The organism is Robiginitalea sp. (assembly GCF_982776155.1).
In genome coordinates this window covers 107,034-121,821 of sequence record NZ_CEXZKX010000006.1, presented here as the reverse complement: position 1 = coordinate 121,821, position 14,788 = coordinate 107,034, and the positions used below count along the sequence as shown (strand labels likewise).

The following is a 14,788-nucleotide window of genomic DNA, read 5'->3' as shown; positions in this document are numbered from 1 at the left end:
GGTCTCAGCGGACGATGCGTAATTTTTTAACGATGTCCCGGGGGATGGTGCCGGTATACGCCCCATAGGCATCCACCAGGAGCCCTTTGTGGCCGTCCGAGGTTTCAATGGCATAGAGGATCGTGTTATCGCCCGGATTGGTCTTTCCCTCAAAGCGGTAAAACTGGGCCACTTCCAGTTCGGACGCGGGGTACACGCAGGATTTGCGTTTGTTTTCCAACCCGGTATCGCAATAGTTGAGATTTTCCGTGTAACCCTGGCTTTGAAGGGCCTCGACGGCCTCCGAAAGCGTGTCATATGCCTGTTTATCCTTCACTGAATGTGCGTTTTTGGTTTACTATTCCGGGGCTTCCCCGCACCAAGAATATAGGGAGAGTTCCGAGAAAAAACAAGTTAATTCATACCTTTAGGGTCCCAGAAAAAAGGCAATTATGGCACGAACTCCCAGCAATATGCTGCCCCTCGGCACCCGGGCACCCGAATTTGAACTCCCCGACACCGTTTCGGGACAGGTCAGAGACCTGCAATCCCTCCAGGGGGAAAAAGGAACGCTGGTGATGTTTATCTGCAACCACTGCCCGTTCGTAAAGCACGTCAACAGCGAATTGGTCCGGCTGGCCAACCAGTACATGCCCAAAGGGATCTCGTTTATCGCCATATCCAGCAACGATGTGGAGAACTACCCGGACGACAGCCCGGAAAAAATGAAGGAAAATGCCCGGCTCCAGGGGTATCCGTTCCCTTACCTCTACGACGCCTCCCAGGAAGTTGCCCGCAGCTACCAGGCAGCCTGCACCCCGGACTTTTACCTGTTCGACGACAAACTCGACCTGGTCTATCGGGGGCAACTGGACGATTCCCGTCCCGGAAACGGGATCCCGGTAACCGGCAAAGACCTGGAAGGGGCCATCACGGCGCTGCTAAACGGCGAATCCATCCCGGCCGACCAGAAGCCCAGTATCGGCTGCAATATTAAATGGAAACCTGCATCTTAAAACGCATGACCTCCCGGTTTCCCCCTGACAAAACGGGATTTTGAGATCCGAAGACGTATCCCTTGAATCCCTGGAAACCGCCACCCTCCGGGAATTCCTCCTCGCGGGTGTGCAGGCTTATACGGATCACTATTGCCATTTGTGGCCGGATGGAAACCCGGCGCCATACATCGATCGCAACCTGCGGGGGCCCATCGTGCGCAAAGAAATGACCGACCCGGCATTTCGCCACTGGCTGGTCCGCACCCCGGATGGCGTGGCGGGCATCTGCGTTGTGAACACCGGGGCGAAGTATCCGGGCTTCCACCCGGGGAATTCCCTTTTTATCGACAAGATCTACCTGAAAAAAGCGTATACCGGCCAGGGCGTCGGTACCCACGTAATGGATCAACTCCTGGGTTATTGCCGGCGCTCAAGACTTGCCGGAATCTGGCTGAAAGCAATGGCCAAGGGCCCGGCACGGGAATTTTACCTAAAGGCCGGTTTCCGAAAAATCGGCAATTCCTCCATTCCCTACCCCGAGGTACTGCCCGCCGAAGCCGCCATGTGGGTGATGGGCAGGGACGTGTGATTGGACACTTCGACAGGGCGCCTGCCAGGCCTTGCGGCTACCACCCCATGCGGGCCACCAGCGCTTCGATATGGGCCAGGTGGTGGTTCCCGTGCCAGGCATACCGGCCGATATTCTCTTCCAGCGTCGTTGCGCTTCCCGTGTCCGGGTGGATGAATTGACGCCGGAGTTGCCCGCTGTCCAGACCCCGGAGCAGATAAACCAATTTGATGTGTACGGCCTGCAGGTGGTCCAGGGAAGGGCCCACCGGTGCCTTCCGGGAATCGAAAAGTTCCGCCCAGGCCTTCTCGTCATAGGCCTTGATAGTGGGTGTGTCTTCGGTAAGCCCCCATTTGAAGCGTATATAGCTGTTGTGGTGGCTGTCTGCCAGGTGGTGCACTACCTGACGCACGGTCCAACCCCCCGGGCGGTAAGGGGTATCCAGTTGGTCTTCGGACAAGGCGGACACTACGTCCCGCAGTTTGGTAGGCAAAGCTTCCATTTCGGCGATCCAATCGGACAACTGCCGGGGGCTGACCGCCTCATGGGGGGTGAAATGCCCGATCGGGTATCGCAGTGATTCGAGTTCCTGTTCATTCATGGTTTTCCGGTTTCTGTGGTTATGCGGATCGGGCGGGGAATTCCAATCCCGTTTCCAGGGGTTTAGCCGTAAATTTAATAGAACTTTAACCCCCGGGCAAGCAGGATGCCAACATCAATCTAGTAAATTTATCGGGTAAATAGTAATCACTAAAACAAAATCATATGGCAACTCTTAGACTGGGGGATACCGCCCCGGATTTTACAGCGGAAACTTCTATGGGAACCCTGAACTTTTACGATTACCTCGGCGACGGCTGGGGCATCCTCTTTTCGCACCCGGCAGACTTTACGCCCGTCTGCACTACCGAACTCGGGACGGCCGCCAAATTCAAGGAGGAATTCGACAAGCGCAATGTCAAGATGATCGCCCTCAGCGTGGATGGTACGGAGTCCCACCACGAATGGATCAAAGACATCAATGAAACGCAGCAGACTACTGTCAACTTCCCCATTGTGGCAGACGAAGACCGGAAAGTGTCCGACCTCTACGACATGATCCATCCGAATGCCGACGATACCCTGACAGTGCGTTCGGTGTATATCATCGGCCCCGATAAAAAAATCAAGCTGACCCTCACCTACCCGGCATCCACCGGCCGGAACTTCTACGAGTTGCTCCGCGTGGTGGATTCCCTGCAACTGACCGCCTACCACAAGGTTGCGACCCCTGCGAACTGGGAGCACGGACAGGATGTGGTGGTGAGCCCGTCCATCCCCACGGAAGAGGCCAAAACGCTATTCGAAAAAGGGGTGAAAGAGGTGAAGCCCTACCTGCGGCTGACCCCGGACCCCACGGCGTAATATTACCGGATTGCCACGAGTTCCACATCGAAGAGCAGGGGGGCGTTTGGCGGGATAACCCCCCCGGCCCCCCGGGAACCGTAAGCGAGTTCCGCCGGGATCAGCAGGCGCGCCTTGTCGCCTACGCGAAGCAATTGGATGCCCTCGTCCCAACCCGGGATTACCTGGCCTTCGCCCAGGAGGAATTCAATGGGGTCTCCCCGGCGAACGGAGCTGTCGAACACGGTGCCGTTCAACAGGCTGCCCTCGTAGTGCACGGCCACGCGGTCGCCCCGCGAGGGCTTCTCCCCGTCACCGGTTTCCAGCATCTTGTATCGCAGGCCGCTCGGGGTGGTTTCAAACCCTTCGGCATGTGATTCCAGCTGTTGTTCCATTTCGGCCTTGGCCGCTTCCTCCTTCTTTCTGGCCGCGTCCCGGAATTCATCAAAAGCCGCCAGTGCATCCCAGGACTCAGCGGCATCCCCTACCCGGACAATTTCCAGGGTTTCGATCCGGTCGCCCTGCGCTATGCTGTCCACAACCTCCTGCCCGGAAGCCACATGGCCAAAAACGGTGTGCTTCCCATCCAGCCAGGGGGTGGGAACATGGGTGATGAAAAACTGACTGCCATTGGTCCCCGGGCCGGCATTCGCCATGGAAAGTACGCCCGGCTGGTTGTGTTTGAGATCCGGGTGGATCTCGTCGTCGAATTTATAACCGGGGTCACCGGTACCGGTACCCGACGGGCAGCCGCCCTGAATCATAAAATCCGGGATGACCCGGTGGAATTTCAGACCGTCGTAATACGGTTTGCCGGCATCCCGGGCAGAATTGGGCTGGTCGCCCTCGGCGAGGGCCACAAAGTTGCCCACCGTCCCGGGTGTTTTTTCGTGTGTGAGTTTTACGAGGATCTCCCCCCGCGTCGTATGGAATTTAGCGTAAATGCCTTCTTGCATGTCTCTGGATTTAAGCCGCAAATATAGGGCTTTAAGGCCTATTTCCTAAGGCCGGGCTGGTCCGGCAGGCCGTACCGGTCGCACAGGTACACCAGGGAGGCCATGGCCGCCGCCCCGAGTTCGAGTTCCCGCCGGTTAATGGCCTCGAAGGTATCCGTCTCGGCGTGGTGGTGGTCGAAATACCGCTGGGAATCCGGGCGGAGTCCGGATAAGACGAGGCCCTGGGGTTTCAGCGGGCCGATATCCGCACCGCTGCCCCCGCGAATAAACTGGTGGATCAGGTAAGGTTCGAACAGGGGCTTCCAGGCGACAATCCTGTCAAAGGCTTCCGGGGTGCAATCAAACGAAAATCCCCTCGGGGTAAAGCCCCCTGCGTCGCTCTCCAGGGCAAACACGTGCTTCTCCCCGGCATTCAGTGCTTCCTGGGCGTATTTATTGCCCCCGCGCAGGCCGTTCTCCTCATTCATAAAGAGGACCACCCGAAGGGTCCTTTTCGGCCGGTAGCCGGTAGCTTTCAACAAGCGGAGCACCTCCATACTCTGTACGCAGCCGGCCCCGTCGTCATGGGAACCGTCGCCCAGGTCCCAGGAATCCAGGTGCCCGCCGACAACCATGATCTCCCCCGGGAATTCGCTTCCTCGGATTTCCCCAATCACGTTATAGGACAGTACATCGGCCATCTGCCGGCAATACTGGCGGAAAAAGAATTTGATTCCCGGGTTGAGTTTCAGTGTGGTGCTGAGCAATTCCGCTCCGTTGGTGCTGATAGCCGCCGCCGGGATGCGCTGGGACTCGGGAAGGTCGCCGTAGCTCATCGAACCCGTATGCGGGTAATCGTCCAGGCGCAGGTTCATCGATCGGACAATGACCCCCACCGCCCCCATGCGCGCAGCCGCCTCGGCCCCTCCATGGCGCTGGTCCACGCATCCGCCGTAGGCCTGGAATGTATTGATCAGGGAAGCGTCCATCGGGCGGTTAAAGAAGACGATCTTCCCTTCCACCTCTTCCCGGTCCAGCTGCTGCAGCTGTTCAATGCCCTGCACCTCGACCACCCCTGCCTTGATGCCACCGACAGGCGTGGCCACGGACCCACCCAGGGCGCATATCGGGACGTTGTTCGTATTTCCGGGCTCGCTCTCAATATAGGCGAACTCGGAAGTGCCGCGGACCCATTTCGGGACCATCACCGGCTGCAGCCAGACCCGGTCCAGGCCCAGCGCCTCCAGCTCTTTTTTGGTGTATTCCACGGCTTGTTTGGCCTGTACCGACCCGGATAACCGACCGCCTATCTGGTTGGACAAGTGGTTCAGCCAGTCATAGGAACGGCCCCGCAGCAGGGACTCGTCAAAGATTTTTCGTATTTGCAGGGAATCGGCGGACTGGCCGGAAAGGCTCAGTCCGGCCAGGAATAACACGGCTGCCAGCGCCGCGGACTTCCAGTTTCTGCTGCCGGGGAACAAGGTAAACGGAGGGGTCGTATGCATCTGGAATATGAATTTAAGAATTAACGGGGTTGATCTTCGGCCGGGTTATCCTCGCCAGGGGCTGCCTTGCCAGGGGCTGCCTGGCCCGGTGCTTCCGCCAGGAGCTGGTTCCGGTAGGTATGCAGGTGTTCCTTGACGTCGTCCGGCAGTTCCGGCTCGCGGATATCTTCAAAAGCTGTAAGGGTCTCCAGCAGGATGGAGGCGACGATTACGCGGGCGGCCCGTTTGTTTTCCGAGGGGATAACATACCAGGGGGCCACATCGGTATGCGTGCGGCGGATGGCATCCTGATAGCATTCCTGGTAGGAATCCCAGAGTTGCCGTTCCTCCAGGTCGCCCGGGGAAAACTTCCAGTTTTTCTCCTTCAGGCGAAGCCGGCGAAGCAGGCGCTGCCGCTGCTCTTCCCTGGATATATTCAAAAAGAACTTATAAATGAGCGTTCCATTCTCAGCCAGGGTCTTTTCGAAATTATTGATTTGTTCAAAGCGGCGGCGCCAGAAGGCGTCGTCAATATCCGCCACGGACTGCACATCCGGCAGGTATTCCCCCAGGATGTACTCCGGGTGGACGCGTGTCACCAGGACATTTTCGTAGTGCGTCCGGTTAAACACCCCGAATTTCCCCCGGGCAGGCAGGGCGATGTAATGCCTCCAAAGGTAATCGTGTTTGCGCTCGAGTTCTGTGGGCACCTTAAAACTGTGGACCACCACCCCCCGGGCGTTGAAATCCTTGAATACCTCCCGGATGAGGCTGTCCTTCCCGGCCGTATCCATCCCCTGCAGGCAGACCAGTACGGCGTATTTGCCATGGGCATAGAGTGTGTCCTGGAATTTTCCGAGCCTTTTGCGGATCCTGGCGAGGGCCTTTTTCAGCTCCCGGTCCGACATGCCCAGGTCTTCGTGGGTATCGCCCTTGCGGAGTGTAAAATCACTCCCTGCCAGGTAATCCTTTGCGTAGATGTCCTTCATGGGGTTAATATAGAATAATTGGCGGTCTGTGGCAATTCCCCGGGGAATTTATACCGTTGGACGATGCGGATTGCGGGATAACCCAAACTTTGGCCCGCTGGACGAAAAAAGCGGGCAGCACCTGCCGCACGCCCTATCTTTATCTTCCCCAAATCGCCACCTTGGTGGCACTTATAAACCTACGCTATGACTATCAGGACTCTCTCAGTTGTCTTGGGCAGCTTATTGATGACGGCTGCCGCCCATGCATCCCCCGGATGTATGGATGCCGGTTCCATGATCGGTTTTGTGGAAACCCACCTTCGAAATTCCCTGAAAGCCGAAGAACTCCCCCTGGCGCGATACCACGCCTACAAGGCGATAAACACGATGGAAAAATCCCGGACGCAATTTGAGGACTGCGGATGCGACTACGCCAAAAAACATATTTTTGAAAGCCTGGATAACCTGAAGCTCGCCACCCGGGTCAATTCCCTGGAAGGCACCCGTATCCTGGTACGACGGGCCCTGAATGGCGCCCTGGCCGGGGAGGAAGCCCTGGAGCTCCACGACGAGCTCCACGACAGCCCGTATGACAGCGATGTCCTGGCCATGAATACCGGCGAGCAGCCAGCCCGCGTTACCTTTGGGGACGATCCGGATGCCGCCCGCAAGATTGAACAGCAGATCGACGAATCCCTGCAGGCGTACCGGGAATCACTTGCCGATGTCGTTTCCGGGGTGCCCTGCCGGGAAGCCCTTGAATTCGTGCGGCGAATCTACGACCACTGCGAAAGGCAATTGCTCCGCGAAGACCTGACGCGCGCCAAGCGCTACTACAATTACCGCACCAAGGAACTCACTGAAGATGCGCTGCGGAAGTTGGAAGGGTGTCCGGAGAATACGGCCCGATAAAGGCCTGCCCGGGACGCCTATTTGCTTGCAAAAAGCCGTACATCCTCCTCGCTGACTTCTTTGCCGCCGAGGATCACCAGGCGCTCCACGACATTCCGCAGCTCGCGGACATTTCCGGTCCAGTCGTAATCCTGTAATAATTTAATGGCCTTCTCCGTAAACCCTTTCGGGGCCGTACCCTGTTCTTCGGCAATCTTACCCGAAAAATGATCGATGAGCAATGGGATATCCTCCCGGCGGTCATTTAATGACGGGACGCGGATCAGGATTACCGCCAGGCGGTGATAGAGGTCCTCCCGGAACTTCCCTTCCGAAATTTCCTTTTGCAGGTCTTTGTTGGTCGCGGCCACCACCCGGACATCCACTTTGATATCCTTGTCCGACCCAACCCGGGATACCTTGCTTTCCTGCAGGGCCCGCAATACCTTGGCCTGGGCCGAAAGGCTCATGTCCCCGATCTCGTCGAGGAACAGCGTGCCTTTGTTGGCCGCCTCGAATTTCCCCGCCCGGTCCTTGACTGCCGAAGTAAAGGCGCCTTTGACATGGCCGAATAGCTCGCTTTCGATGAGTTCCGAGGGAATTGCGGCGCAATTCACCTCCACAAACGGGGCGCTGCTGCGGGGGCTTTTCTGGTGGATCCAGTGCGCGACGAGTTCCTTCCCGGTACCATTGGACCCGGTGATCAGGACCCGGGCATCGGTGGGGGCCACTTTGTCAATCATTTCCTTGATGCCGTGGATCTCATCGCTCTCCCCGATCATTTGGAAGTTTTTGCTGACTTTTTTCTTGAGGATCCGGTTTTCGGCCACGAGCTCCTTGCGGTCCAGCGCATTCCGCACAGTCGTGAGCAGGCGGTTCAGATCCGGGGGTTTGCTGATGTAGTCAAACGCGCCCATGCGCATGGTCTGCACCGCGGTGTCCAGGTCGCCGTGACCGGAAATCATGATAAACGGCGTTTCGGGCTTGCTCTTCCTGCCGGCTTCCAGCACCTCCACCCCATCCATCTTGGGCATCTTGATATCGCAGAGGACCAGGTCGTACTCCTGTTTCTTCAATTTTTCGAGGCCTTCCGCCCCGTTTTCTGCCTCCTCCACCTGGTAGGCGTCGTTTTCCTCGGTGAGGATCTTCACCAATACGCGCCGGATGGCGGCTTCGTCTTCTATTACGAGTATTCTGGCCATAAACAAATGTTTGCTTGCATTCTGTGGACGCGATGGCGCCCGGTTTCAATGTAAATATAACGCCTGGGATGCGGAAGATTGTTAAGGAAGCAATAAAAGGAAACCTGCCGCAGCGTCCTTAACCCTTGCTCCCGGCCTGCCGCGTGCATCAGGCACTGCCCTCAGGGGCATTCGCGGGTCCCTGCCCGTCTTCCCGGACCGAGAGGGGCGTATGGGCAAAAAAGTGCACATCCCGTTGGGGGAATGGGATAGTTATCCTGTTTTCGCGGAAGAGCGCATCGATCCGGTACCGCATATCGCTCTTCACCCGGGGGTCGGTAAAGGCGTCGTTGGTAAAGAAATGGATGGCAAACAACAGGGCGGAATCCCCGAAATCGTCGAAAGTCACAAAAGGTTTCGGGTTTTTGAGTACGCCCTTTTGCTCCCTGGCGGCCTCGAGCAGCAATTCAGTGACCCGCTGGACATCGCTGCCGTAGGCCACCCCCACCCGGACCGCTTCCCGCGTCATCCGGTGGTTTTGGGTATAGTTGTAGATGACCTCGCTCATAAACTTGTGGTTCGGGATCACCAGGACCTTGTCGTCCCGGGTCAGGGCCCGGGTGGAGCGCAACTTGATTTCGAAAACCTTGCCCACCTTGCCGTCTACTTCCACGATATCCCCCACATGGAGCGATTTATCCACCAGGATCATGATCCCCCCGATGATATCCTGGAAAAACTCCTGCAAAGCGAGGCCGATACCCACAAACAGGACCGCAGAGGCGGTGATCAGCAGCGTGATATCGATGCCGGCAGCGCTTACTGTCAGCAGGACCACTACCAGGTAGATGCCATACCGGAAATACTTGAAGACGCTGATGAATTTCATCCGGTCTTCCTGTTCCATTTTACGGGAGTACAGGTTGCGCATCCAGCGGAGTACCAGGGTGGTGCCCACCAGTGCCAGAGTCAGCGACAGCAGCAGGCCGATGGTAATGTCGACGGAATTATCACCTTCCCCAAAGTGGAGGCCGTAATTCAGGAACTCCCTGGCGGCGTCCCAGAGGTCCTCCTTGAAAAATTCCTTCACGGGCTCGGCTACGGGTTCTGTATTTTCCTGCATCATCTCAGTATTTTAACCATTGGAACAATTCGCGGTACGTCGGCTTTTTGCCGTACATCAAAATCCCGGTACGGTAAATCTTGGCCGCCAGCCACACGATGCCCAGAAAGGTGCCCGCCAGCAAAGCCAGGGAAGCGACCAGTTGCCAGGGCGGCACGCCCCCTTCCCCAATACCCCCGGGCAGCCGCATCAGCATCACAATGGGCGACGTCAGCGGGAAGATTGAAAAAGCAACAGCTATCGGGCCGTGCGGGTTGGAAAACACCGAAAAAAAGCCCACATAGATGGCGAGCATCAGCGGCAAAATGATGGGGAAGATAAATTGCTGGGTATCCGTTTCGTTGTCCACAGCGGCCCCGATAGCGGCGTAAATGGAGCTGTAGATCAGGTATCCCAGGATAAAATAGATCAGGAAAAACCCGATGAGCAGGCCCATGGGCAGTTGGAGGAATTCCTCGAGGATCATCCGGCTCGTCTCGTCCGCCGGGAAGGCGCCGGACGCCATGCCGGCATCCAGGCCGCCGGGCATGCCGCGGGATTCGAGCAATATTCCCGGGTCGATATCCAAAAACAATAAGACGAGGACCATCAGCAGGGAAGCCGAAAGAATCCAGATCAGAAACTGGGTAACCCCTGCCAGGGAGGTTCCGATGATTTTCCCGAGCATCAATTGGAAGGGTTTTACCGAGGAGATGATAACCTCGATGATCCGGCTGGTCTTTTCCTCGATGACCGACCGCATGACAAACCCGCCGTAGATGATGATAAACATCATGATCAGGTAGCCGAAGGCCCCGCCGACAAGGGCCTTGAACTCGTTGATTCCCTTGGCGTTTCGCTCCCCGGCAAAAGTAGCTGTGTGGATTTCATAGCTGCTGCGCACCCGGGCGTACTGTTCGGGGCTCACGCCCAGTTCCTGCAGCCGGTGGGCCCGCAACCCATCTTCAAAAACCGCCTCCACCTGTTCCAGTACGGAGGTAGAGGGCGCGTCCTGTGTATAGAGGAAGGCGTCTTCCGTAACGGCAACCAGGTCTTGCCGGTCCGGCAGGTGGAGCAGGCCGTAAAATCCCATGGAGAGCGTACTGTCCTTGGCCTCCTCCAGGGTGAGGTCGTTAAACCGGATAAAGGAAACCCCCGCCTGGGGCAGGAAGGCATCGGTAAAGAACCTGCTCTGGTTGAGCACGGCCACCTGGCGTTTTTCATTGTCGTTCACCTTGGTGAGGTAGGCGATCAGGACAATCATGCCCACCAGGAGGATTGGGCTCAGGAACGTCATGATCACGAACGACTTATTCCGAACCTTTGCGAGGTATTCCCTCCGGATAATCAGGCCGATCTTACCCATTAGCCTCCTTGTTTTGAACGGTTTCTATAAATATATCATTGGCGGTCGGCACGAGTTCCCGAAAGGAGGTGATGCTCCCTTTTTCGGACAGGGCGTTCAGCAGCCCTTTCCTGGCTGCATCCGGCAGGCGTACCGTGAAATCCCACACCTGTTCCTCCGGATCGAATCGCGCGGTTTCCACCGGGGTGCCGTTCAGGACGTTCTCCGGGGCAACAGACGCCCGCTCCGGAGCCCATTCTATGCGGAACCGATTCTGTTTATACGCTTTCTTGATGTCCGACAACCGGCCTTCCAGGATCAATTGGGAACGATGGATGAGGCCGATATACTCGCATAATTCCTCTACCGATTCCATCCGGTGGGTAGAAAAAATGATGGAGGCGCCCGCTTCCCGCAACTCCAGGATCTGATCCTTGATCAGGGCGGCATTGATGGGGTCGAAGCCGCTGAAAGGCTCGTCGAAAATAAGGAGTTTCGGCTGGTGGAGTACCGTGACGATGAATTGTATCTTCTGGGCCATCCCCTTGGAGAGTTCCTGCACCTTTTTTCCCCACCAGTCGCCAATTTCCAGTTTTTCAAACCAGTACTGCAGGCGTTTGCGCGCCTCGGAGCGGCTCAACCCCTTGAGTTGCGCGAGGTAGAGTGCCTGTTCCCCCACTTTCATACTCTTGTACAGCCCGCGTTCTTCCGGGAGGTACCCAATCTGGGCCACGTGCTCCGGCCGGAGCGGTTTTCCGTCCAGCAATACGCTCCCTGCATCCGGCACCAGGATTTGGTTGATGATACGGATCAGCGTCGTTTTCCCGGCCCCGTTGGGCCCGAGTAGCCCGAAAATCCGATTTTCGGGAATTTCCAGGGAAACCCGGTCCAGGGCTTTGTGCGGGCCATAGGATTTGCTGACCTCACGTATGGAAAGAATGCTGCTCATGCGGGGCGATGTTTACCGGGCGTTAAATATAGGCATTCGCGGGCTAGGAAATAAACCCTGAGGCACCGCAGACCCAATTGGCGGGACGCGCTTCCCCAGGCTGCGAGGGGCGCGGTAACCGAAGCGTTCAGGGGCCTGCTCCCATAAAACAAAAACCCATCCCCGAAAGGCGTTTCAGGGATGGGAAAAAAATTGCTATGAAAAAGAAAATTAATATTGGAGTCCCAATATCAAATCAAATATACATTTTTATTTTAAAATGCCCTCAAAATATCGCTAGGAGAACATATCTTTCACCTTCTCAAAGAAGGATTTATCGGATTTTTCCGGTTTCGGCGCAAATTTGTCGTCCTCCTGCATCCTTTCAAAAAACTCCCGTTGCTCCTTACTGAGTTCCTTGGGCGTCCAAACGTTTACATGGACCAGCAGGTCGCCGGCACCGTAGCCATTGATGCTTTGGATCCCCTTGTTGCGGAGCCGGAGGATTTTCCCGGATTGGATGCCCGGTTCGAGTTTGATCCGCACCTTGCCCCCGATGGTATCGATTTCCTTAGAGGTGCCCAAAACGGCATCCGGCATGGAGATATACAGGTCGTAATGCAGGTTGTCGCCTTCCCGTTTCAGGGTTGGGTGTTCCCGGGTTTCGATGGCCACCAGCAAATCGCCGGGCACCCCGTTGCCGGGGGCATCGTTCCCCTTGCCGGATACTTTTAGCTGCATCCCGGATTCAACCCCTCCCGGGATTTTGATCGAAACGGTTTCTTCCTGCATCACCAGGCCGTGTGCGTCCGCCCCGTCCGGCCGGGAATCGATAACCTGCCCGCTGCCCCCGCAGGCCGTACAGGTGGCCGCAGTCTGCATCCGGCCGAGGATCGTATTCGTGATCTTGGTCACCTGGCCGTTCCCGCCACAAGTCCCGCAGGTTTTGTAGGTTACCCCCGGGGCCTGGACTTTCCGCTTGACCTTGATTTTCTTTTCAACCCCCAGGGCAACTTCTTCCAGGTCCAGGGTTACCCGGATGCGCAGGTTGCTTCCCTTAACGCGCCGCTGTCCGCCGCCGAAACCGCCGAAGCCGCCAAAGCCGCTGCCGCCGAAGGCACTGCCGAAGATATCCCCGAACTGGCTGAAAATATCCTCCATATTCATGCCGCCACCGCCAAAGCCGCCGCCTTCGAAGGCCTGGTGGCCGAACTGATCGTACCGCGCCCGTTTATTCGGGTCGCTGAGCACCTCGTAGGCCTCTGCCGCCTTCTTGAAATTCTCCTCGGCCGTGGCGTCGCCGGGGTTGCGGTCCGGGTGAAATTCAATAGCCTTCTTCCGGTATGCCTTTTTGATTTCGGCTGCAGTAGCTCCTTTGGAAACGCCCAGTAATTCGTAATAGTCCTCCTTCATAATCTTAGTTTCCTACGACCACCTTGGGGTGCCGGATGACGCGGTCTCCCAGGGTAAAGCCTTTTTCGATTACATCCACCACCTTGCCTTTCAAGCTTTTATCCGGTGCGGGTATTTGGGTAACTGCCTCGTGCACATCGGCGTCAAAGGTATCCCCTTCGGCCACTGAAATCTCCTCCAGGCCTTTGCTCTTTAAGGTTTCCTTGAATTTGTTGTGAATGAGCGCAACCCCTTGCAGTGCGGCTTCGTCCCCGGACTTGTTCAGTTCTTTCATGGCCCTGTCAAAATCGTCGAGAACCGGCAACAAAGAGACAATAACATCCTGGCCGGCGGTCCGGAACATGTCGGTGCGCTCCCGCGCCGTGCGTTTTCGGAAATTTTCGAATTCGGCAAACAACCTGAGGAATTTCTCTTTCTCTGCAGTGAGCTCCTTTTGCAGGGATTCCAGCTCCCCGGCTTCCTCCTCCTGCTTATCTTGCGAGGCGTCTCCACCTTCCCCGGAGGCATCCCGGGCTTCCGCGGCGTCCTGCTGATCGATTTCCCGTTCCTGCTGTTCCGCCTGCAAGTCTTCCTGCTGGTCGATATCCTTACTCATAGTACGTGCTGCTTTTCCTTGATTTTCCATTTCTGAGCGGCAAAAGTACTGCCAATTCCACGAAAATGTCAAAATGTCACGAAAAAACTACAGGAGGTCCTCCAGGGCAGGTCGCAGGTTGGCAAATGTGTAGGTGAAGCCTTCCATCTTAATTTTGTCGGCGCAAACGCGCTGGCTGCCCAGTACCAGTTCGGCCCGTTCCCCCATGAGCAATTTCAGTATGGCTGCCGGAACGCGGGGCAACCAGATGGGCTTATTGAGTACTTCGGCTACCTGCCGGGTGAGTTTGGCATTGGTAACCGGGTTGGGGGCCACCGCGTTATACACCCCTTCCAGTTGCTGGTGGACAGCAAACAGGAACATGGCTGCCGCATCCTCCAGGTGGATCCAGGATTGCCACTGCCGGCCGGAACCCAGGGGGGCGCCTGCATAAAATCGCACCGGTCGTGCAATCTGGGGAAGCGCACCTCCTTCGTCGGCAAGGACCAGGCCCAGGCGAAGCATCCCGCATGGCATTTCAAGAGCCTCAAACGCCCGGGCGGCATCCTCCCACTGCCGCACAGTCTCCGCCAGGAAACCTTCCCCCGTATGGGTGGAGGATTCCATATGATAGTCCGTAAAGGAATGTCCATAAATCCCGATGGCCGAGGCGGAGACCAGATATTCCACCTGGCCCTTGCCGTTGGTTTTCATATGCCGGAACAGGGTGTCCAGGCTGTCTGCACGGCTCTGCTGGATTTTCCGTTTGTTGGAAGGGGTCCAGGGCTGGGAAATGGACGTGCCTGCGAGGTTGATTACGGCCTGTACGCCGTCGAAACTCCGCGGGTCGAGCGTCCGTTGGGCGGGGTCCCAGAGAAATCCCCGATACCCGGGTTCCTCCCGGATCTTCTCCTGTCGGGTCGTGAGGTAATGTACGTCCACACCGGCCTCCCGGCACTGCCTGGTAATGGCGGTGCCAACCAAACCGGTAGCTCCTGTAATCAGTACTTTCAAATTGAGAATTTGACCCAAAAGT

At 56.9% G+C, this 14,788-nt stretch carries 16 protein-coding genes; 4 read left to right on the top strand and 12 right to left on the bottom strand.

Features of this window, described 5'->3' with window-relative positions; genetic code table 11:
• Positions 1–4: 4 nt before the first annotated feature.
• The gene (locus AC3DKS_RS11620; RefSeq protein ID WP_015754222.1) at positions 5–316 is read right to left on the bottom strand and encodes a hypothetical protein; all 312 of its coding nucleotides are present in this window, start codon (positions 314–316) and stop codon (positions 5–7) included.
• A 115-nt stretch (positions 317–431) separates the two neighbouring features.
• On the opposite strand from AC3DKS_RS11620, the gene AC3DKS_RS11615 reads away from it, so the two are divergent.
• A complete protein-coding gene (locus AC3DKS_RS11615; RefSeq protein ID WP_272607960.1) occupies positions 432–995 on the top strand; it encodes a thioredoxin family protein in 564 nt (187 codons plus the stop codon).
• A gap of 40 nt (positions 996–1,035) precedes the next feature.
• The gene (locus tag AC3DKS_RS11610) at positions 1,036–1,566 is read left to right on the top strand and encodes a GNAT family N-acetyltransferase (RefSeq protein WP_272607959.1); all 531 of its coding nucleotides are present in this window, start codon (positions 1,036–1,038) and stop codon (positions 1,564–1,566) included.
• A 37-nt stretch (positions 1,567–1,603) separates the two neighbouring features.
• Here AC3DKS_RS11610 and AC3DKS_RS11605 read toward each other — a convergent pair whose 3' ends face one another.
• Positions 1,604–2,146: a YfiT family bacillithiol transferase gene (locus AC3DKS_RS11605; RefSeq protein ID WP_015754219.1), complete on the bottom strand. Its 543-nt coding sequence runs from the start codon at positions 2,144–2,146 to the stop codon at positions 1,604–1,606.
• A gap of 164 nt (positions 2,147–2,310) precedes the next feature.
• On the opposite strand from AC3DKS_RS11605, the gene AC3DKS_RS11600 reads away from it, so the two are divergent.
• Positions 2,311–2,949 (top strand): peroxiredoxin, encoded by a 639-nt coding sequence (locus AC3DKS_RS11600; protein ID WP_272607958.1) that lies wholly within the window; start codon positions 2,311–2,313, stop codon positions 2,947–2,949.
• Positions 2,950–2,951: 2 nt separating this feature from the next.
• On the opposite strand, the gene AC3DKS_RS11595 is transcribed toward AC3DKS_RS11600, so the two are convergent.
• Genes AC3DKS_RS11595 through AC3DKS_RS11585 form a run of 3 tightly spaced genes read right to left on the bottom strand, consistent with a single transcriptional unit; the run spans position 2,952 to position 6,336 of the window.
• Positions 2,952–3,884, bottom strand: a complete 933-nt coding sequence (locus AC3DKS_RS11595) for a peptidylprolyl isomerase (protein ID WP_272607957.1) — start codon at positions 3,882–3,884, stop codon at positions 2,952–2,954.
• Between the two features lie 38 nt (positions 3,885–3,922).
• Positions 3,923–5,368: a M20/M25/M40 family metallo-hydrolase gene (locus tag AC3DKS_RS11590; RefSeq protein WP_272607956.1), complete on the bottom strand. Its 1,446-nt coding sequence runs from the start codon at positions 5,366–5,368 to the stop codon at positions 3,923–3,925.
• A 20-nt stretch (positions 5,369–5,388) separates the two neighbouring features.
• Entirely contained in the window at positions 5,389–6,336 is a 948-nt protein-coding gene (locus AC3DKS_RS11585; protein ID WP_272607955.1) for a PPK2 family polyphosphate kinase, read from the bottom strand.
• A 186-nt stretch (positions 6,337–6,522) separates the two neighbouring features.
• On the opposite strand from AC3DKS_RS11585, the gene AC3DKS_RS11580 reads away from it, so the two are divergent.
• On the top strand, positions 6,523–7,230 hold the full coding sequence (locus AC3DKS_RS11580) for a hypothetical protein (protein WP_041327076.1): 708 nt from the start codon (positions 6,523–6,525) through the stop codon (positions 7,228–7,230).
• 17 nt (positions 7,231–7,247) lie between these two features.
• Here AC3DKS_RS11580 and AC3DKS_RS11575 read toward each other — a convergent pair whose 3' ends face one another.
• The 7 genes from AC3DKS_RS11575 to AC3DKS_RS11545 form a co-directional block, all read right to left on the bottom strand.
• A complete protein-coding gene (locus AC3DKS_RS11575) occupies positions 7,248–8,411 on the bottom strand; it encodes a sigma-54-dependent transcriptional regulator (RefSeq protein WP_474731775.1) in 1,164 nt (387 codons plus the stop codon).
• 148 nt (positions 8,412–8,559) lie between these two features.
• Entirely contained in the window at positions 8,560–9,516 is a 957-nt protein-coding gene (locus AC3DKS_RS11570) for a mechanosensitive ion channel family protein (RefSeq protein WP_015754211.1), read from the bottom strand.
• A gap of 1 nt (position 9,517) precedes the next feature.
• Positions 9,518–10,858: an ABC transporter permease gene (locus tag AC3DKS_RS11565; protein ID WP_015754210.1), complete on the bottom strand. Its 1,341-nt coding sequence runs from the start codon at positions 10,856–10,858 to the stop codon at positions 9,518–9,520.
• A complete protein-coding gene (locus AC3DKS_RS11560; RefSeq protein WP_272607954.1) occupies positions 10,851–11,786 on the bottom strand; it encodes an ABC transporter ATP-binding protein in 936 nt (311 codons plus the stop codon). Before AC3DKS_RS11560 ends, AC3DKS_RS11565 begins: the two co-directional genes overlap by 8 nt.
• A 276-nt stretch (positions 11,787–12,062) precedes the next feature.
• Positions 12,063–13,178 (bottom strand): molecular chaperone DnaJ, encoded by a 1,116-nt coding sequence (gene dnaJ, locus AC3DKS_RS11555; RefSeq protein ID WP_015754208.1) that lies wholly within the window; start codon positions 13,176–13,178, stop codon positions 12,063–12,065.
• Positions 13,179–13,182: 4 nt separating this feature from the next.
• Entirely contained in the window at positions 13,183–13,773 is a 591-nt protein-coding gene (locus tag AC3DKS_RS11550) for a nucleotide exchange factor GrpE (RefSeq protein WP_015754207.1), read from the bottom strand.
• An 87-nt stretch (positions 13,774–13,860) separates the two neighbouring features.
• Positions 13,861–14,766: a TIGR01777 family oxidoreductase gene (locus AC3DKS_RS11545; RefSeq protein WP_272607953.1), complete on the bottom strand. Its 906-nt coding sequence runs from the start codon at positions 14,764–14,766 to the stop codon at positions 13,861–13,863.
• Positions 14,767–14,788: the final 22 nt, after the last annotated feature.